At 51.5% G+C, this 20,141-nt stretch carries 14 protein-coding genes and 1 tRNA gene; 8 read left to right on the top strand and 7 right to left on the bottom strand.

The features are described 5' to 3' along the window. Positions 1-9 precede the first annotated feature (9 nt). From PLF13_12780 to PLF13_12760, 5 genes are all read left to right on the top strand, one after another. Positions 10-1,740, top strand: coding sequence for a glutamine--tRNA ligase/YqeY domain fusion protein (locus PLF13_12780; GenBank protein HOP08155.1), 1,731 nt, complete (start codon positions 10-12; stop codon positions 1,738-1,740). A gap of 106 nt (positions 1,741-1,846) precedes the next feature. Continuing rightward, entirely contained in the window at positions 1,847-2,356 is a 510-nt protein-coding gene (locus PLF13_12775; GenBank protein HOP08154.1) for a hypothetical protein, read from the top strand. 145 nt (positions 2,357-2,501) lie between these two features. Next, positions 2,502-2,575: transfer RNA gene (locus PLF13_12770), tRNA-Arg, on the top strand. A 229-nt stretch (positions 2,576-2,804) separates the two neighbouring features. After that, a complete protein-coding gene (locus PLF13_12765; GenBank protein ID HOP08153.1) occupies positions 2,805-4,964 on the top strand; it encodes a dockerin type I domain-containing protein in 2,160 nt (719 codons plus the stop codon). 291 nt (positions 4,965-5,255) lie between these two features. Further along, positions 5,256-5,972, top strand: a complete 717-nt coding sequence (locus PLF13_12760; GenBank protein HOP08152.1) for a hypothetical protein — start codon at positions 5,256-5,258, stop codon at positions 5,970-5,972. 193 nt (positions 5,973-6,165) lie between these two features. Here the strand turns inward: PLF13_12760 and PLF13_12755 are convergent, their stop codons facing one another. Continuing rightward, entirely contained in the window at positions 6,166-8,031 is a 1,866-nt protein-coding gene (locus tag PLF13_12755) for a S8 family serine peptidase (protein HOP08151.1), read from the bottom strand. A gap of 311 nt (positions 8,032-8,342) precedes the next feature. On the opposite strand from PLF13_12755, the gene PLF13_12750 reads away from it, so the two are divergent. Both PLF13_12750 and PLF13_12745 read left to right on the top strand, forming a co-directional pair. Then, positions 8,343-8,726, top strand: coding sequence for a hypothetical protein (locus tag PLF13_12750; protein HOP08150.1), 384 nt, complete (start codon positions 8,343-8,345; stop codon positions 8,724-8,726). A gap of 291 nt (positions 8,727-9,017) precedes the next feature. Next, positions 9,018-10,892 carry a methyl-accepting chemotaxis protein gene (locus PLF13_12745; GenBank protein ID HOP08149.1) on the top strand — a complete coding sequence of 625 codons (1,875 nt, stop codon included), beginning with the start codon at positions 9,018-9,020 and terminating at the stop codon, positions 10,890-10,892. A gap of 134 nt (positions 10,893-11,026) precedes the next feature. Here PLF13_12745 and PLF13_12740 read toward each other — a convergent pair whose 3' ends face one another. From PLF13_12740 to PLF13_12715, 6 genes are all read right to left on the bottom strand, one after another. Continuing rightward, complete coding sequence (locus tag PLF13_12740) at positions 11,027-13,603, bottom strand: hypothetical protein (GenBank protein HOP08148.1); 2,577 nt, start codon at positions 13,601-13,603, stop codon at positions 11,027-11,029. A 45-nt stretch (positions 13,604-13,648) separates the two neighbouring features. Further along, entirely contained in the window at positions 13,649-14,083 is a 435-nt protein-coding gene (locus tag PLF13_12735) for a peptidylprolyl isomerase (protein ID HOP08147.1), read from the bottom strand. 162 nt (positions 14,084-14,245) lie between these two features. Further along, on the bottom strand, positions 14,246-14,848 hold the full coding sequence (locus PLF13_12730) for a PEP-CTERM sorting domain-containing protein (GenBank protein HOP08146.1): 603 nt from the start codon (positions 14,846-14,848) through the stop codon (positions 14,246-14,248). A 241-nt stretch (positions 14,849-15,089) separates the two neighbouring features. Further along, positions 15,090-15,701: an acyltransferase gene (locus PLF13_12725; GenBank protein HOP08145.1), complete on the bottom strand. Its 612-nt coding sequence runs from the start codon at positions 15,699-15,701 to the stop codon at positions 15,090-15,092. Between the two features lie 99 nt (positions 15,702-15,800). Then, positions 15,801-17,207 carry a pitrilysin family protein gene (locus PLF13_12720; GenBank protein ID HOP08144.1) on the bottom strand — a complete coding sequence of 469 codons (1,407 nt, stop codon included), beginning with the start codon at positions 17,205-17,207 and terminating at the stop codon, positions 15,801-15,803. Continuing rightward, positions 17,204-18,736 carry a pitrilysin family protein gene (locus tag PLF13_12715; GenBank protein ID HOP08143.1) on the bottom strand — a complete coding sequence of 511 codons (1,533 nt, stop codon included), beginning with the start codon at positions 18,734-18,736 and terminating at the stop codon, positions 17,204-17,206. Before PLF13_12715 ends, PLF13_12720 begins: the two co-directional genes overlap by 4 nt. 223 nt (positions 18,737-18,959) lie before the next feature. On the opposite strand from PLF13_12715, the gene PLF13_12710 reads away from it, so the two are divergent. Beyond that, positions 18,960-20,141: a hypothetical protein gene (locus PLF13_12710; GenBank protein HOP08142.1), complete on the top strand. Its 1,182-nt coding sequence runs from the start codon at positions 18,960-18,962 to the stop codon at positions 20,139-20,141.

The following is a 20,141-nucleotide window of genomic DNA, read 5'->3' as shown; positions in this document are numbered from 1 at the left end:
GAGTTCGTGATGAACAATCCCGATACTATCCCAACCAACGACGGCTCACCGCTGTCCGACGGCGCTCCCACGAGCAACTTCATCCGAGACATTATCGATGAAGACAACAAAACCGGCAAACACAAAGGTCGCGTGCACACCCGTTTCCCTCCGGAACCGAACGGCCATTTGCACATCGGTCACGCCAAGTCGATCTGTCTGAATTTCGGCGTCGCCCGCGATTATCATGGGCTGTGCAATCTGCGCTTCGACGACACCAATCCGGCCAAAGAGGAACAGGAATTCGTTGACGGCATCATGGAGGATATCCGCTGGCTCGGCTTCGACTGGGAGGATCGCCTCTATTTCGCCTCCGACTATTTCGACAAGCTCTACGATTTCGCGGTGCAGTTGATCAAGGACGGTAAAGCATTCGTCTGCGACCTGACCGCCGATGAAATACGCGAACATCGGGGGACTTTGACCGAACCGGGCAAGGAAAGCCCTTATCGTAACCGGTCGATCGACGAAAATCTGGATTTGTTCGAGCGGATGAAGGCGGGTGAGTTTCCCGATGGTTCCCACACTCTGCGGGCCAAAATCGACATGGCTTCGGGTAACATGAACATGCGCGACCCGGTGATATATCGCATCAAACACACCGAGCATCATCGAACCGGTGACAAATGGTGCATCTACCCGATGTACGACTACACCCATTGCATCTCCGACTCGCTTGAAGGGATCACTCACTCCCTCTGCTCGCTGGAGTTCGACGATCACCGCCCGCTGTACGACTGGTTTCTCGATCAACTCGGTATTTTCCACCCCCAGCAGATTGAATTTGCTCGTCTCGAGGTAACCTACACCCTCATGAGCAAGCGGCGGCTGGGCTGGCTGGTGGAGCAGGGCTTCGTTCGCGGCTGGGATGATCCGCGTATGCCCACCCTGGCCGGTTTGCGGCGACGCGGCTATACCCCGCGTTCGATTCGGGTGTTCGCCGACAAGGTCGGTGTAGCCCGTAAGCGCGGCTCGGTAGCCGACATGGCGCTGATGGATTTCGGCCTTCGCGAAGAACTCAATCTGACTGCCAAACGAGTGATGGCGGTGTTGCATCCGCTCAAGGTCGTGATCACCAACTATCCTGAAGGACAGGTCGAACAGTTCGAGGCGATCAACAATCCCGAGGATGAATCGGCCGGTACGCGGATGATCCCGTTTTCGCGGGAGATATACATCGAGCGGACTGATTTCCTGGAAGATCCTCCGAAGAAATACTTCCGCCTCTCCCCCGGCTCGGAGGTTCGCCTTAAGCATGCTTATTACATTACCTGTAACGAGGTGATTAAAGACGATAACGGTGAGGTGATTGAGCTGCGTTGCACTTACGACCCGGAAAGCCGCGGCGGCTCGACGCCGGACGGTCGCCGGATTAAGGGAACACTGCAATGGGTGTCGGCCGAACATGCTTACACGGCCGAGGTACGTCTGTACGACAACCTGTTCACCAACGAGATGCCCGGTTCGGCAAAGGATGATGACGAACTGCGTTCCTGGATGAATCCTGATTCGCTGGAGGTGCTGACCGACTGTAAAGTTGAGCCAAGCTTAGCGGAGGCAGTCCCGGGGGATCAGTTCCAGTTCCTGCGCCACGGTTATTTCAGCGTCGACTGCGGCGACTCGAAACCGGGGAAACCGATCTTCAACCGTACGGTCGGCCTGCGCGATACCTGGGCGAAGATCGAAAAGAAGGGCGCCTGAGCGATTGCGCTAACGGCGACATTTGGGTATACTTTGGCCGGGACCGAGGGCGTCCCGGCCTTTGTCTGAAAACCGCAATCGTATCTGACACCTCAAGGGAGGAACCATGTCAAGCTTGCGCGTATCTATTATCGTTTTCCTTCTGATAGGCACAGCCACCTCCGCGTCGGGGGGAATAAGCCTCAGAGGGAACATATTCACGGGATACGAATACGCCTTGGACGGGCACACTTACGTTGACGTGGACTCAAACGGTGACGAGCTTCGGCTTCACATGCGCGGCAGCAAGAAGGCCGTGGCGCAGATGGTCAAGTTCAGAACCTATTCGAACATTGCAGAGGTCGTGGGCTATGCGGGTAGCGGCTTGATCGGGGTAACGCTGGGGGTATGGACCGTTAACGATGAATGGCAATCTCCGTATACAACATTGGTCATTGTCGGGGGATCACTCGTCACAGTGTCTCTGGTCTTCATTGGAATATCGGCCCATTATCTAAAAGAGGCAGTGGCCGTCTACAACAGCGAAAGAAGAAAGTCGAGCCTTGGAATAGCCCTTAACCTCCGTCAGGGTTGCGGGCAAACGACGCCGATCCTGGGTCTCAGATTGAGATTTTAGCATCTCAAGGCGGGATCATGAGGTTGGTTCGCGGAGGCCGGGAGCCGCCATTTTAGTCTTGATACCGCGAACTCCAGCTCCTATCTTGTGTTCCGAATAATGGCGGAGATGCAGCTCCGACTGCTTTCTCTGCCCCATCGAATACGCCCCCGTAGCTCATTCGGATAGAGCATCTGCCTTCTAAGCAGAGGGTAGCAGGTTCGAATCCTGCCGGGGGTGCTTTTTTATGGGTCTTCATTCGATTACCGGCATAATAGCACACACTCTCAGGTAATAGGAAATGCATTGACAGATTTGCGGAGAGGGTGTATCCTATGGGTGTTGTGTGCTCAGTAGTTACTAATCGACTCCAAACTAACGAGCTTCTTATAATACCTGCTTGCTAACGCTCACATAAGATAGTGCCGTTATCGTCCTCCGCGGAGGACACTATCAATCGGAGGTATGTATGCGTTTTCGCACCGCCCTTAGCCTTGGTCGTATTCTGACCGGCTTTGTTCTAACTCTCGTAACTGCAGTCGCCGGTATCGCGACCGCAAGCCCTGCCGCACTTGAACCGGACGACGGTTACACCGCGTCAGAGCGCGCCGAATACGAACAGTTGATGACTCAGGTAGAAGTCAATGTATCCAACAGTATTCCGGCGATGGTCATTATCGACCCCACCAGCCACAACGTCTGTTTCGGCATGTACCGTCTTAGCCAGATGACCGAACCGGGCTGGGAGCTGTTCGGTAGAACGGTCGCCTGGGCGATGGATTACACCGCGCCGTCCGAGGCCCGGATATTTCTGGCGACCTACAACGGTACGCTGGACCCGGACCAGCGCGACGAGGATGGACTCGCCGCCTATAATTATCTGGTGGATGTGTTTGGGATCGATTCCGTCAACCTGGAAGTAGGCAGCCAGACGGCGCTCGAAACCGAGGATTTCAGCGGCTATGATCTGGTAATGTACACCAACAGCTACCCGCGTGCGGTGGACAATGTGGTTGGAGCCGGCGTCCCCTTCGTGACAACATCGGTTCTTCAGACCAATCTCCTGGGAATCGGTACGGGGGACTTTGTGATGCACGTAGATCGAGATTACTTCTACGTCGCTGATAATAATCATCCTATTACAGAGACTTTCGACGTCGGCCTGGTCGAGTTGGATTCTTCTATGTGGATGAATGCCACGTATGTCGACGGCAACGGGATTGCTCTCGTGACAGCCGAGACAGGCAATTATTACCCTCCGGTACAGATAGGTGTTTCCTGTGCCTGGACCGTAGAGCTAGGCTCGACTGAAACGATGTATATCTCTCTTGATAACTATCACACCTGGCTGGAGATGGGTGGGTTCGATTTAATGCTCCAGTATAACACGGAGGTGATGGTCGAGATTCTGGATGTCCTCCCCGGCTCCATCCTGACCGATTGCGGTTGGGAGTATTTTGAATGGAGACTGGGCGGAGAAGCAAATTGCGGTGGAGAACCTTGCACGGACAGCGTTCTTCATATCGTTGCCGTGGCCGACGTGGCGAGTGTTCCGGGAACACCCTCCTGCCTGGCCGATGCGAGCGGTTCACTGGCGAAAATTGTTTTCCGCTTCACGGACGATCCGGCTATGTACGATGTCGGCGGCGCGGTGCGTTTCGTATGGTTCGACTGCGGCAACAATATCATCAGTAACGCCGCGGGTGATACGCTTTCCATCTCACAGACGGTACGCAACGAATACGGTCTGGATATTACGGATGATGTAGACATGCCCACTTTCTGCGGAGCGCCGAGCAGTTGCATTACAGATTCGTCTATTATTCGCAGGGTCGACTTCTGCGGGGGAACAGCGACCGTTATCGCCCCAATGCCGGTTCTGATAGGAGATGTAAACCTCAACCTTCTCGCCTATGAAATTGCCGATGCGATCTTATTCGCCAACGCTCTGGTCTTCGGATCAGATGTCTTCAATATCGATCTCGAAGACCAGTTGGCCGCAACCGACTGCAACAATGACGACCTCCTCTTCACCCTCGATGATTACGTTTATCTCTGGCGTGTTATATTCGGAGATGCTCCTCCCCTTAAGAATTCAATCTCAGGCGATACCGTCCAGTTCGAACAGGATGTCGACAATAAGGTAGTTCGGATGAACTACCCCGATTCAGTAAGAGCAGTGTTGCTGGTTTTCGAAGGAGACTTGGAACCCCGGGGGCAGAACGACGAATCCCGTCCTTTCGATGGAACCCACACCCGTGTGCTTATGGACATCTATCGGGACAATCCGGATGTTCTTAGCCATGACTCCCTTTTCTTCTATACCGGTGAGGGCACCCTCGTAGAGGCCTATGCTGCTTACGACGGCATCACGTCGTTGCCGACCGGCATAACCATAACATCCTCATCCTGCTGTCGGAACCGAGGCAATGTCGACCACAGCGCCGATGGCTCAGTGGATATCGTCGACCTGATTCGGCTGATTCAGTATATATTTGAGGATGGAACACCTCCGCCCTGTTTCGATGAGGCGGATGTGAACGTCGATGGAGCAGTGAACATAAGTGACCTGGTACGCATGGTCGATTTCATGTTTCTGCACGGCGAACCGTTTCCGTCGTGTGAATAAGGTTCCAGGCAGATCTCCGGAAGACTCTGCCCCATACTGTCAGATCAAAGGCAATCTGACTTAATAAAATGTCTCGGCCGGGATTCCTTCAATCCCGGCCATTGCATGAACATGGTGTCGGATTGACGGCAGGGACATCAGCCTCCCACAAACATCATGTGAAGTGAAGTTGTTTCCCCGGATTCATCCACCCCGAACCCGTTCTCACACACGTTCTGGTTGACCGGAACCGTTGAGACCTCTATCCTGTATCAAGATTGATTCGTTTAGATATATCCATAGGAGAAGACTATGATGGCAATTAACTCCGGGGTCAGCCCGATCGCTCTGACCGTTAAGACTATCCTTATATGCGGGATAATAATCATCGCTATGTATACGGTTTTACAGGCACAAACCGACGATGAGTGCCGTACTATTCTTTATGACACCGAGACGCTCGACAATCCTGTTCAATACATCCTGTACGAAATGAGCAAGTGCGACTGTCTCCTCCCCGGCCTTTCCACCAACGGTGTGGTCCTGATGAAGAGCTATCCCGACCAGTCCGGTGAGATCATCTGGAGTGATTTTTCAAGTTACGAAACTACCACAGAAGCGAACCTTCACGATTTCGACGGCGACGGAGTGCCGGAAGTTATCATTGTCAAGGCAAACAACGGCAGCAGATCCGGAGATATTCTTCGCTTGAGTGTGAGAGCCGACACTCTGGTCAAGCTGCAACATCTCAGTCTTCCTGAAACATTTCAGGACTGGCAGGTTGACACCTCTACTTACATGGTTTACCCGAGCGGATCAATCCGTTGGTTTGGAGCCTTCGGAGACAAAGTGGACTGGCTGGTAGGGTATGTTAACGATCCCGATAGTCTCATTGACGACGGCACTATGGGAGATACGCCCATAGGCGACAGTCTCATTATCGAAGAGATTGAGGCTTATCCCATCGACGGCGATGCGCGCATGATCATGCGTGAGGAAATCGACAAGGTGATCAAGGACAAGCGATAAACGAGCAAACGTACCGAGCCTTCCCTTCCTTGTCAGATTCCGGGGGATTTGGCAATCCTTGGTAGATACAGAGAGACGGAAACCGACTGGAAAATCGCCGAAGACGGATTAAACAAAGGCAGGTCTCGGGGAGACCTGCCTTGCTGAAACTTGAATGTAAAAATTGCTTCGCTTCGCTCGTAGCGACCAATGACTACATCTGCTGGAGAAGCTCGAACGACTTCTTCGGATTCATGAGAACAACTTCACGATCACCGGCTTGCTCGTGATCAGCGCCGTCAAGAATCAACTTACGGAGTTGAGCCACAGTCAGATCGGAACGTACGGCCAGCAACTTTGCAGCCAGACCGGTTACCTGCGGTGAAGCCTGTGAAGTACCGCTCAAACTCAGCTGGTCGCCACCAGGAACGAAACTGGGGACTTCGAAGCCGTTGGCGTAGACATCGACTTTGCCAAAACTGGTGAAACTGGTCTCATCACCGGCCTGATCGACCGCTCCGACCGACAGGATGTTAGGCAAATCGAGGCCGCTGGGTAAGGACTCATCGAACTTAACATCGTTGTTTTCGTTGCCGGCTGAAGTAATGAACAGAATTTCCGGCGCGTCTTTAATCGATTCGTACAGAGCACCTTTGCCGATCTCAAAAATCTCCCGAGCAAGGGCCTTGCGTTCTTCGGGCGTTCCACCGGCGTTGTGTTCCTCCAGCGCACTCTCGATACCCGCCAGATCACCACCCCAGCTCATATTGACCACGCGGACACCGTTGTCCTTGTAATATTGGATCGTTTCTACCGTCGCCACAGAGTCTTTACGAGCCTGCTTGACAGTCGGGACATCACCGATCATGCGATAATCAAAGGTCAGACGCGAAGTCAGCAGGCGGGCATAAGGATTCCCGGCAAGAGCGATTCCGGCTACGTGGGTGCCATGGCATAAATTGCCGTACTTACTGATATCCTCAATAAACGGTTGAACCTCTTCGGGCTTGAGGGTCGAGAGAGTTTCCTTAATCTCGCGTGATTCATCGCTGTCGATATTATACTGCATATCGAACACGCCCTTCATAAGACGCTGCAAACGAGGCCGCTCACTCTCCACGTCGCCAATCGGATAGAGCAGATCGGTTGTCTTATCAGAGTACAGCGTATAGGCGATGCCGTGGACGTCGTCGATGAATCCATTGTTGTCGTCATCGATACCGTTATCCGGAATCTCTGCCGTGTTGGTCCAGAGTTGATCGGCATAAACGGTCGTGTCGGTGCCCGAATCCCAGATACAGATTATAACCGGACTTTTTCCTTCACCCTCGGTAAGAATTACATCACGGTCAGCCCAGATGTCGGCTTTCTCCGTTTTGTGTGAATCCAAATAGGCCGTCAGGACAGTTTTAACCATTTCCTGATACGGCAGATAATAGCGCAGCGTGTAACCGAACCGAACCAGTTGGGCGGCCAGATCTTTGCTTAACTCACCGCCACTCTTGTCGAGAATCGGCTGGAGGCGACTGTCGATCAGTCCAACAATGAAGTTCTTACTTATCATCTCGGCCTGAGCCTTGGATGATTCGATATCCGCTTGAACGACATCATACGGCAGCTCATTGACTCGGCGCGTGTATTCCTGTGCCAAAGCGGTGTTAAAACCATCGCTTCCAGATCTGGCGGCAACGATATAAGACTGACTTAGTAATCCGGCCGTCAGCCGCGTCGATTCTTTATCCTCTAGCTCACGGGACTTGTTGTAGAACTCCGCAGCTTTGTCGTAGTCTTTGTCAAGCATGGCAATGGAGGCTAAAATGCCATAGTATCCCTTAAGAGTGGTCTTGTCCGAAATGTCGTATTTCAAAAGGTCATCTTCGAGGTCGGTCTTGAGCGCGTGGGCCAGCGTCATAAGAGCCGTATCATCGACGATCAGATCGGCGGCTTTCTCTGAAACGGTGTAGGTGTGGCGCGGCAGATCATCGAGCTTCTCGATTTTGATCTTCTCCGCCGACACCATGGGCGCCAGTAAAAAAGCCGCAATTACCAGGGTTAAGCAGGATAAAGCGATTCGGTTCATGATTTACTCCTCATATTCGTATCCGTTCGTTCCGTATATTCGTTATTGACTATTAAATGCCGGTTGGACTCATAAGTTCAATCCCGGTGAAAGTATGCTATAATACTCACCGGCTCAAGCGAAAATATCAGGCCAAAGATCACCTGGAAATGTCTGATTACCCGGCAGTCCTTATCGGGGTATGGACTAATTGCAGACAGCCCCCCGCCTGTTTTTAATCGTGAATAGTTATCCTGAGGTGAATTAAACTTGGATAAATGAGTACATACAGTTAGATTTTCGAAAGAAATTTAATACTCATGGAGGCAATTATGCCGTTTTGTCCAAAATGTGGGTATGAATATGAACCGGGCATAACCGAGTGTCCCGATTGTTGCGTCAAGCTGGTTGATGCACTCCCGGCACAAGACGAAGAGGATGAGGACATTGAATGGGTCCAGTTGGCTCGTATAAACTCAGCCTCAACAGCCGAAATGGTCAAGGAAGCTATCGAGAGTGCCGGCATACCGGTTGTAATGAGATCAGGAACCGGCCATTTTGGTGTCACCGGTCAACTTGGCCCGAGTTCTTATGCCCCGATAGGCGGGGGCTGGTCGTTTTTTGTCGACGCCCGCCGAGTTCGCGAAGCCGACGCTATTGCCTCCGGAATTATTGGGGATGAATGGGAAAAAGACCGCCTGGTTGATTTCGACTAAGATATCCCCCTTAAGCGTACCATAAACGGACACCCTGATCAACGGCAGTACGGACATTTTGTAATCGTAGATATGTCTATCTGCCGCTTCAGGTTAAAGTTCGTCTCCCCCGATATAGGGACTCGCTCAGACGGCGAAGAGGTTTTCTTACAAACCTCTTCATAAGAGAGTTTCTCCTCTTTCCCGACAAGGCTGACCTCTAAAGAAATAGTCTGATTCGTCCGAAATTTAGTTCAGAGGAGCCGTGATCGCACATGGTCGTGGCGCCTGAACGAAAACTGGGGCGGTGAAATGACAAGAATTTCTATCAAGACAAAACTCCTGGCGTTGGTGCTGACACCCGGAGTCGTGATTACTCTGCTTGTAACTATCTATGGTCCCTGGCAGGGACTGTATCTGGGGACTCAGATGATGACAACTGAATCCCATTTCATGGCGGAGTTACTGGCCCAACAACTTGCTTCGGCATTATCATCTGAACCTGACAATGGCAGCCGGGCTATCGTAGACATGGTGGCACAAGCTACCGACGATGAAAAAGGCCAGATGATCTCAAACATGTGGGTTTACAACCGAGACAACGATCTTATGGCGGCCATGAACACAAGAGAATCACCGGTGTCGCTCCCTCCCTCACGACCAGTTCTAACCGGGTATAACCTTGACGGTTCTTATGAGGTATGGGCGCCTATTTTCAGTCCGTCCCATGAACGTCTGGGTACGGTAGCCCTGGCCTTTTCCAAGGAGAGTTTTACGAATGTGGTGACGGCACGGATGGTATACGATACGATTCTGGCCTTCCTGGTTGTCGCCGGACTGATAGGGCTTACCTGGTTCGTGGGACGAAGAGTCGCCGATCCGTTAAAACAAATGGCCGAAGCAGCCCAACGCATCGCGGTCGGTGATATTAACCGAGATATTGATATCAAATCAAACGACGAAATCGGCGATTTGGCCGAATCGTTCCGCCGAGTAATCGCTTATTATCAACATCTCTCGGAATTGGCGGATAGAATATCGAATAATGACCTGACAATCAAGGTCATCCCGCGCAGCAAGAATGACATACTTGCTCATGGTTTTCAGCAGGCTCTGGAAACGACGAGCCGTGTCATCCGTGCCATCAAACATGATACGCGGAGCCTGGTCGAGATTTCAACCAAGATCGATGACGCTGCAGCCGAAATCATGAAGGGGTCTCATAAAGTCAGTAATGACATTTTATTGTCTGCACAAAGCTCAGAACAAATAAGCAACAACATGAGTACGGTGGCGGCAGCGGTCGAAGAGATGTCAACGAACATCAAGACTATGTCTGATGCTGCTGAAGAAATGTCTCATTCAGTCGGCAGCGTTTCATCGGCAATCATTCAAATGCATGAAAACTTCAGCGGCGTTACCAGTGGCTCGGAACAAACCGCTTTGATCGCCGAATCGGCGGATACCACTGCCCGAGCGGCCAAAGATAAAATGGACGCATTGGCGGCCAATGCCATGAAAGTGGGACAAATCGTCAGTTCAATCACTGACATAGCCGACCAGACCAACCTCCTGGCTCTTAATGCTGCCATCGAAGCGGCCTCGGCCGGTGAAGCCGGTCGCGGTTTTGCGGTTGTTGCAAATGAGGTTAAAGAACTGGCCAAACAGACAGCCAAGGCCACCGCTGAGATTACCGAACAAGTCAGTACGATGCAACAGGACACTGCTCATGTGGTAAGCGCCATCGCGGCTATCCTGGAAGTTACCAATGACATCAGATCAATATCGGCGGAAGTAGCCATGGCAATCGATCAGCAATCGGAGGCCGTGAAAGAGATATCCGAAGCCATCGCTAGTTCTGCCGTTAGCGCTGAATCGGTATCGACCAGCGTTAAGGAGTTGTCCAACGGTACAATAGAAGTCGCCCGTTTCGTAGCGGAGACATCCAGTGGTGCTGATGGAATCGCTCGGACGGTATCAGGAACAGCCGATACGACCAGTGAGATCGAAACAGCTCTGGCCAGCCTGACCCATATTGCCGATCTGTTGAAAACCAACTCAGCGATCTTCATGGAAATGATCAATCGGTTTCAAGTCGACGAAGATGGACCCGATGCTTACGAATCGATGAATGAGCCTTTTCGTCTAAAAGTCACTGATGCCGTCAATAACGTACCCGTCGCTTGAATGTAAAAACATCGTAGAAAGCAAAGGCCGATCCCCGGGGACGGCCTTTTTTTTGATTGAACCGAAATGAAGATAAAACAAAACCGATTGGATGCCCCTCAAATCTGCGATGAAGTAAAGACCGTAGTCACGGCTCACATAATCAGCACGAGCTTGCCGATCTGAGTCTCCCCGTTCTCCGCCTCCACAGTCCAATAGTAAAGACCGGAGACGGCCAACTGCGTGTTACGGGTAATCAGGTTCCACACAGCGTGAGTATCGTGTCCCTCTCCGACAGAAACATCATGGTCTATCTGACGAACCAGATCGCCGTCCAGCGAGAAAATTCTGATCGTACAGCGGGGAGGTAAATTTGCGAAGTGGATTTCGCGTGTGCGATCGGAAGGGCGATCGGTTGCGACTCGACCCTCGAAGCCACGGCTGCGATAGTCTCCATCGGACCGGTACGGGTTGGGATAAACGTACACTTCAAGTCCCTGTGATACTACCGAATCGTAAGAAGCATAGGGCATAACCGAAACAGCGCCGTCCGTCACCGAAGTCTCCAGCGATGCCAATCCCGACTCGGGTGAGCCATAATCGAAAGCTGTAACATTGATCAGATACGGGACAGTCGGCAGGTAATCACGGATATAGAATTCGTACTCATAGTATTTAAAGTAGCCGTCATCGGTCAACTCATTGGAGTCTGCTTGAGCCGGATTGTCTACGGTGGGCTCATCGATCTTAGCATAGACCTTCACAATATCCGTTGTTATTCCCGGTTCCGAGACATTGTAATCCTGCGGCGTGAAATAGAAAAGTGACTCCGGGAAATTAGGGTGCACGTATGGACGAGAAATACGATAGGACAACGGGTCAAACGTGCTGTCGTAACAGGACTCCCCATACAAACAACGGAGTTCATCGATGGTGAAGGGGTGTTCGAGGAGCTGATAAGCATTTTCAGAGGCAACGTAAACGAACTTATTGTAATCCTCACGATCATAGGAAGCCACAACCGAGTACGACGTCGCCCGCACGTCACGCGCCATGTAGATGCGATATCCTTCGAAATCCATCTCCCCTGAGAAAACATCGCGCGTGGTCTCTGAATTGAAACCGTTGAATCGAACCCGCAACACGCCTGCCTCGGGGCGTTCCACCCAGAACTTAGGCGCAGGCGGCGGCGCGGCTCCGCGGAAATCAGGGATTCCGTCTCCTTCATACCAGAAGGTATCACAGACCGGCCCTTCTCCTAAGGAGCTGTCGCAACAAATGCGGAGACTGCCGCTGTCTCCGTCACCATCGCTATCGACCCCCGGATTGTCGTAAATCCAGGAAGCCCACTGAGCGTTTGTAGCCAGATCACTGAAATCCAGATTGGCTAAATAGCTCTCGGGGGCTTGCGGCAGGAAACGTTCGGCATTGTCGGGTATAGTGTGAAGATTCTCTCCGGCGACGTAAGCGAAAGAAATCGGCAGAGTCTGCCCCGGTTCGATCTCGAACGGTCCGAACGAAAGCAAATAGCGGGCATCGTAACCGTCCGCGAAATCAGCCGCCTGATCCTGATCGGGGTACATCCATAAGGTATCGTTCGGCTGAATCGAAGCCGTAAAAACCTGGTTGTAGTCGAACTCACGATTGCTGAGTTGATAGTATTTGTTGCCGTCCCCTTCAGGAGTGCCTAGTCCGCCCGTCCGGAAATCACGCCAGGCATCTTTACGTCGCCCTACTCCCGCCCTCTCACGCGGGCCGAAATCGAGCGCGGCGTTGCCGTTACCTATCCACCAATTGAAACTGACATCGAGCGACTCGGCCGGTGTGCGTACGATACGGGTAGCGGTTACATTGGGACAGGGATGCATGCTGCCGTCGTCGAAAACACGCGTGAGATCACCGTCGTTGTCGGCAATCCAGGCAATCGAGACCGTATCAAGATACTCACAGGTGCCCCGCTTGGCTGGATAGGTATGCAGAAAACCACTATGGTCGTCGGTGTAACCGCTGCTGGTTCCCATGCAGTCATAACACACCATGCAATCGACATAAACTCCCATATAGACTTCCCGCAATCGCTCTACGCCGATGTTCCTGATCTTATAATCGAACAGAACAAAATCCTCAGCGTAAGAGTAACTCCAGGCATAAGAGGACTGCGTTACTTCAACATAGAGCGGTTGATGGGGACGACCGAAAAAATCCGCGGGAACACCATCGGTCAGGGTATCGGTATATACGGCGATATAATCTTCTTCGGAAACGGCATCGACATAGCGAGGCGACTCCGGATCTTTGATGGAGCGATATATCATCTCGCCGAACGGTGCCTCGTCGGGATACATCTCGTAAGCGAGTTGCCAACCATCGGCGCCGACCGATACGAGGGTATCCCGGCCTACCACGGCGCCAATCCAGAACGCTCCGCCGAATAAATAGACAACATTGGAGTTCTTGGGATACTGGCAGGAAGCTGCTATCTCCTGCCCGGTGAAGCAATCAACTTTGGAACCGTGATGGTATTCGACACCGAAGGTTCCGTTGTTGGCCACGGCCAGTTCGATTTTGCCTACCCGGTGTGCGGCCAGACAATATGCCGGGCTGACACTCAGCATTGACGGACCTGATTTCAGTCCCGGATCAATCGGGAGCCGCATTTGAGCGGCAACCGATCCACCAAGACCAAGACATACGGTCAAGGCAACGATGATAATATAAGAATGCGATTTCAACTCCATCACCTGTAAGACGGCGAGAGAATCAAAACCGAGTTACGGTTATGGCTTGGTAATTTCAACCAGTTCTATTTCAAAAAACAGGTCTTTACCGGCCAGGGGGTGGTTGGCATCAAGGGTAACGTTGTCGCCTTCGATAGCCGTCACCTGAACGTTGATCGTCTGGCCTTCTTTGGTCTCCATCTGTAATACCTTACCGATTTCCGGCTCGATTTCGTTCGGGAAAACAGAGCGATTCACTTGTGCGATCAGTTCATCACGACGCGGGCCATAAGCCTGATCCGCCGGTATTGAGAGTTCCTTCTTTTCACCGGACGCCATCCCCATGATGCCCTGATCGAAACCCGGGATCACCTGTCCCTGTCCCAACATGAATTCCAGAGGCTCACGGTCGACGGAACTGTCGAAGATCGTTCCATCCTGCAGCTTTCCTGAATAATGAACTTTTACTTTATCGCCCGATTCGGCCGTGGCCATAACAAACTCCTGTGTTCAAGTAAACGATTATGATCAAACTTACAGAAACCGGCGAAATAGGAACAAAGTCAAGTAATATCAGGAATTTCTGTCATACCATAAAGAGAACCGGCTCCTTTATGGGGAGCCGGTCTCCAAGAATGCTATGACTGAAGAGAGTTATCAGCTTTTGGAACGACGACGATGGACACCATAACCGACACCGACTAAACCGAGAGAGAACAGAGCGATCGTTACCGGCTCGGGAACATCTGTGATGATAGTGACACTAACACCGTCGTTGAAGAAATGGCAGTCGGGATCGAAGGCGAAACCATAAGTACCGCTGGAGGCATACTCCAGGAAAATATCAAGTAGACCGAGATCACGAAGGCTGTAGGTAAGTGTCTGCCCGGGAGAATCCCAGCCGGTGCTGAGAGTATCCTGCCAGGCATCGATCAGCACGCCCTGACCTTCGAAATAGTCAATCAAACCATCTTCGTTGTCCCAGCCAATGTTGAGACCAAGGGGGACTTCATCGAGCAAATGGATGAACAACCGGTTGTCTTCGAGCTGCCAGTTGCGGATGTTGTCAAAAGTGAGAACGACATCGTACACCGTTTCATCGGTCTGATCCCAACTAAGACCCCACTGGTAATACTCATGGTGGTCAAGCCCGTTTAAATCAACTGGATCAGGATTGTAAACATACACTCCGGCGCTGGCTGAAAGCGCCAATATCGCCAGTGCGGCGACAGCGAATAATGAAATACGAATCGTTCTCATAGCAATCCTTGGTTAGCCTTCCATTCCGTAGTTAATATCCAAACATCATTGGTCCGTAGTAATACCATACTACAACCCACCTTTAATGTAGCAATAAACAGACCAGAACGCGTAAGTCATTATGTGTCAACAAATGTCACAATCAGGAGGAAAATCACCTGCAACATACCTGTTTAATCATTGCACAAATTTGCGCAACAGGTTGCATATATCATAAGTCAATTTAATGAAAAATGGGGATTTAGATCGTAGTGCTGGTAACTTCAGACGTAACGGTGCGATGCTTGATAACCTGAGCGGGATTACCTACCGCTACGCATAAATCAGGAATAGGCTTAACGACAATTGAGCCGGCGCCAATGATGGTCTTTTCTCCGATGTCGGCCATGACCACACTCTTATCACCGATGAACGAATCGGCGCCAATGCTGACTCGATAAAATGAACTGCTGCCGTCCATGACGTTGGTATCGGGATCGGAGAAATTATGCTGATGGCGACCGGAAAGAACGTTGACATTGTTCCCGATTACGGCTCTATCCCCGATATCGGCACAACCGACCGTGGCATGGCCGGCGATGGTGACATTGTGTCCCACGCGGGTCTGCATCTTGGTGAACCTTGCGAAAAACGCCACGACCATATCCAGGTGAGCCTGCTCCAAAGTCTGGTAATAGAAACAGACACGGACAGCCTGTCCCGGATAACCGGGAATCATACTGAAAGATTCAGCGAAGAAATGAAAAAGCATCTGGCTCTTAAAGAGCACATAAAGCAGCTTTGCCGACCAACCGGCCGGAATAACCAGGAGATATGTAATCGATAAAATTGTGTATTTGACTATTCGTCTCATAATCAAGTGTCTGAGGGCCGATTGCTTAAATACAATCGGCCCTCCTTATTTTACATCGAAACAGAGCGAAGTCAATTAAGAAACGGAATCAAACGGCTTTCATTCAATCTCCATTGGAACAACAATTACTTTTCCAAACTGTTCCAGAGGTTTGTCGAACATCGTCCGCTGCCCTACCACAACGATAGCGACATGATCCGGCTGTAAGTACTCACGGGCGACACGATTGCAATCTTCCCGCGTAACTTCGCGATAGGCTTCAAGATCGCGACTTAGCTGGTCAACGGGAAAGCCATCGAATTCGAGTTCAGCCTGAGCATTGACAATCTGACTCGGGGTGACAAAGTTAAACACGAAGTTGTTTATAATCGATTCCTTGGCCAGGCTAAGTTCTTCCTGGGTGATACCCGAATCTCGTACCTGACGGATAATTTCAAGCATACTGTTCAGTGCCTGGGATAATTGATCCGCTCGCGTCTGGCAATAGCCGAAAAACACTCCGCCGAGAGGACGGTTATTGAGATAGCTTCCAACACTGTAAGCCAATCCCTGAGTAGTGCGAACTTCCCTGGTGAGTCGGGAAGTAAAACCGGATCCGCCCAAGGCGAAGTTCATCACATCAAAAGCGAACCGATCGGGATTATGGTCGTCAAGACACCGATGGCCGAATCGGATATTCGCCTGATTGATGTCTTTTTCCGCATAATACACGCCGGGAGTGAATTGGTCGGCAGCTTTCAAATCGGTGATGGGAACAACTGTCGGACCGGTCCAGTCACCGAAGAGTTTCTCTACGAGTTGCTTGACATTTTCGGATGAGATCGCACCTGAAATCGACAAGATGCAGTTCGACGGAGATATAAACGCATCATGCTGAGAGGCAACATCCGAGACACCTATTCCCGCAATTGATTTCAATGTGGCATAACGACCGTAAGGGTGATCCTTGTAAACGGTCTGGTAAAACACTCTTCGGCTTACGGCATGAGGATTGTCGTTTTGGCGAAGAATTTCATTCTCCAGATTCGACAATTCCATGGCGGTCTTGGTCGAATCGAAATCAGGTTTCATAAGAACGTCGGCGAACAAGACGGAGACCGAATCAATATCTTCTATCAGACAACGCATACCGAAACTCAGGCGATCCGATGATGCGTTGGCGCTGATATCGGCAGCGACAAAATCGAGCGCCTCATCGATTGCGTCAGGAGTACGACCGCCGGCGCCGCCAGAGCGCATGGCACTGGTCATAACTTCAGAAAGACCTGCCCGGTCGCTTGGATCATAGATCGTGCCGCCGTGAAAAAGGGCGCGGGCTGTAAAAATCGGGATCTCATCGTTAGGGAGAAAGAAAACGACCAAACCGTTATCAAGCTCCCAGCGCTCCGGTTGAGGAGGAGTGAATTCCTGCGGTTCGAACTTCATATCACGCGGATCGACCGCCTGAACCGCCATGCACAACAGCAACGAAGCGGTGAAAATTAATAGAATAGTCAAGCGTTTCATAGCTCACCCCCTTCGCTTACGGGGATCAATACCGCTACCGTGCGATTCTCCCTGGTCAGATACTTGGAAGCAACCGCCATGATATCCTCCGGAGTAACCTGTCCCATCCGCTCCAGCAACCGTTCGGCATAATGATAATCGTGCGCCAGATTCTGGGCGCTGCCAAGTTGCATGGCCAGACCGAGATTGGAATATGCGGACCAGATTTCTTCGGCCCGCAAACGATTTTTGATCTTCTGAAGCTCGTGCTCGGAAACCGGTTCACGACTCAGCCGGTCGGTCTCCTCGTAGAGCGCCGCCTCTACCTCATCGCTGGTAATGCCGTCCTTGGGAACAGCATAGAGGCAAAATAGCGGTGCATATTTGTCACCCAAAGGTGCGCCGGGGAAAACCTCGTAGGCGACATCCAGACATAACTGTTTATCGAGAACGAGTGACTTATAGAGCCGGGAGGTGCGACCATCGGCCAAAATCGACTGCATTACCCGGAACGCCGGTTCATCGGGATCATCGAAAGCAGTCGCATGATAACCTATATATAGTTCAGGATTGGCTTCGTATTCCACTTCCACACGCCGTTCACCGGTCTGGATCGGTTCACGAGTGTGAATCGGCTCCGGTTGTCGACCGGCGGGGATATCGCCAAAGTATTGATTGGCCAGCCTCTTAACCTCGTCCAGTGACACATCACCGACAATTACCGCCGTAAGACGCTGGGGAATGTAATAGGTATGGAAAAAATCTCTGAGGTCGGAGCGGGTCAGGGCGCCTGTTTCTTCGGGCCATTCCCAGAATATCTGATATGGATGGGCAATGAAGGCGGTGCCGATCAATTGCTCGAACAACTTGACTTCGGCCGAGTTTTCGACCGACAGGCGACGTTCCTCGATAACGACCGCGCGTTCCGGGAAAAACTCTCTTAAAGCCAGATGTTTAAGCCGATCCGACTCCATGTTGAACCACAGTTCTAGGCGATTGGCTGGTAACGATACGAAATACGATGTGACATCGTAACCGGTAGTGGCGTTGAAATCGGCTGCACCGTTGGCGGTGTAGACACGGTCGAATTCATTCTGGATAACATAAGCGGAACTGAGCTGCGTGACCGAATCCAAAGCCGCCTGCAAGGTCGCGATTTTCTCTTGTAACACCGGCAAATTCTCGGGATTGTTGGCCCTGATGTACGGTTCCTCGCAATTGGCTTGCTCAATGAGCGCCCAAATCGAATCCTCCTGTGCCATCAAAACAGCCTCGGCAGCGTAGTTCGAAGTCCCCACCGTTTCCGATCCCTTGAACATCATGTGTTCCAGGAGATGAGCACTGCCGATATTGCCGGTTTTTTCATAAGCGGAACCGACTTCAGCACAAATGAATCCGGAAAAGACCGGAGCGGTGGAGCGTGTCACCACCAGAAAAGTCATGCCGTTATCCAGCTTGAAATGCTGGACATCGACGGCGAATTCAGCGGCTTGAACCGACACGAAACAAGCGGTTATCGAAGCCGCGAGAACAAGCATCCATTTACTCATGCAAATCCTCTCTGATCATAGGTGGCGGCCTGGGCGGCAGTCAGGCCGTCAGGTCGTTGCTTTCATACATCTATCAACGAAAGCACCGAAAGATAGATTCAATAGTCGGTCAACGAAATTGAAATGTTGCCGGTAACGGGAAGTCTTGCAAAAAAACGGGATGTTGCCGATATTGAGGGTGTATCGCATCAAAAAGGTCAAATATGGAAAGAAATGTCCTGATATGATCAACAAGCTGCTTTTAACATGTCTACTTGTAACTGTCATAGCCGGCACAACCGCGGCTGCGCCTGTCGTTATTAATTTTCAGGGTCGATTGACCGACGATGCCGGGGATGCCCTGCCTGACGACTCCTACAACGTCGTGTTCGGTATCTACGAGGACTCCGTCGGCGGCGCCCCCCTCTGGTCGGAAAATACCGAAGTGATTTCACACCAGGGATTGTTCGCCCATCTCCTGGGTTCGGTCAATCCCTTTCCGGACGGGCTTTTTGCCGAATATGACCGGCTATATGTACAAATAACAGCGGAGTCGATCATTCTGGAACCGCGAAGCCCGATCACGGCCGTACCGTATGCAACCGTTGCGGGCGACCTGGCCGCTCGTTACGACAATGATTCGATTTTCATTGCCCTAAATCCTGACGCTCACAAAGTCAACCTGTACGCCGAAGACGGTCACGAGCGGGCGATCATGAAAGCCAACGACATCGGCGGGCAGTTGCTCCTGATGAAACCTGAAGACGAAATCGGCATCGGTCTCCATGCCGGATTAACCGGCAACCAGGCAGTGATCCTGCCGGATTCTTCGGTCAGTTCCGAAGAGACATTCAATGAGCCGGGGCTGACGGTCGACCTCGAGGTCACACCGGTCACACTAATCACGATGGAAATGACCGATTTGGCGGTAGTAGAGATCGAAATTCCCGAGGAGGGGTATATCGTTCTCGAAGGGAAATGCTATGTCGAACTCAGTGGAACCACGGGACCGAATGTGGCACTGATTCAGATTGACGAATACGAGGGCGGCAGTTCTCAATTCCCATACTATGCCCTGGCAGGTTTGGGCGGCTATGTCAACACCGCCATTAACTATTTCCCTATTTATGTTACCCGAGTTTACTACAAAGATGCCGGTCAATATGAGTTCCGTCTGGAAGGACGAGCGAACTACGCCGCACCGGCCCTGGCGCGATCCTGGGATCATGTTCTGACCGCTCGCTATTATGCAACCGATTACGGCCCGGTTAACAAAATCACAGAAAACCCTGCCGAAGCAAACGGGACATCGGGAATCGAAGTCATAGACCCACAGAATCCATCAGTCACGAAAACCGTCTATAAAATTGACCTCAGGGATCAGGCAAAAGCTGAAAAGCAGAGTCCGACCATCGACAACGACTGA

The organism is Candidatus Zixiibacteriota bacterium, assembly GCA_035380245.1.
GTDB lineage: Bacteria > Zixibacteria > MSB-5A5 > GN15 > FEB-12 > DAOSXA01.
The sequence above is the reverse complement of the archived record's forward strand: the minus strand, read 5'-3'. Positions and strand labels throughout refer to the sequence as shown.

What these genes read in the sequence shown, in the direction of transcription:
- PLF13_12745 (HOP08149.1), top strand. Translation starts at nt 9,018, where the DNA reads ATGACAAGAATTTCTATCAAGACAAAACTCCTGGCGTTGGTGCTGACA.
- PLF13_12735 (HOP08147.1), bottom strand. Translation starts at nt 14,083, where the DNA reads ATGGCCACGGCCGAATCGGGCGATAAAGTAAAAGTTCATTATTCAGGA.
- PLF13_12760 (HOP08152.1), top strand. Translation starts at nt 5,256, where the DNA reads ATGATGGCAATTAACTCCGGGGTCAGCCCGATCGCTCTGACCGTTAAG.
- PLF13_12765 (HOP08153.1), top strand. Translation starts at nt 2,805, where the DNA reads ATGCGTTTTCGCACCGCCCTTAGCCTTGGTCGTATTCTGACCGGCTTT.
- PLF13_12715 (HOP08143.1), bottom strand. Translation starts at nt 18,736, where the DNA reads ATGAGTAAATGGATGCTTGTTCTCGCGGCTTCGATAACCGCTTGTTTC.
- PLF13_12780 (HOP08155.1), top strand. Translation starts at nt 10, where the DNA reads ATGAACAATCCCGATACTATCCCAACCAACGACGGCTCACCGCTGTCC.
- PLF13_12755 (HOP08151.1), bottom strand. Translation starts at nt 8,031, where the DNA reads ATGAACCGAATCGCTTTATCCTGCTTAACCCTGGTAATTGCGGCTTTT.
- PLF13_12730 (HOP08146.1), bottom strand. Translation starts at nt 14,848, where the DNA reads ATGAGAACGATTCGTATTTCATTATTCGCTGTCGCCGCACTGGCGATA.
- PLF13_12725 (HOP08145.1), bottom strand. Translation starts at nt 15,701, where the DNA reads ATGAGACGAATAGTCAAATACACAATTTTATCGATTACATATCTCCTG.
- PLF13_12750 (HOP08150.1), top strand. Translation starts at nt 8,343, where the DNA reads ATGCCGTTTTGTCCAAAATGTGGGTATGAATATGAACCGGGCATAACC.
- PLF13_12775 (HOP08154.1), top strand. Translation starts at nt 1,847, where the DNA reads ATGTCAAGCTTGCGCGTATCTATTATCGTTTTCCTTCTGATAGGCACA.
- PLF13_12720 (HOP08144.1), bottom strand. Translation starts at nt 17,207, where the DNA reads ATGAAACGCTTGACTATTCTATTAATTTTCACCGCTTCGTTGCTGTTG.
- PLF13_12710 (HOP08142.1), top strand. Translation starts at nt 18,960, where the DNA reads ATGATCAACAAGCTGCTTTTAACATGTCTACTTGTAACTGTCATAGCC.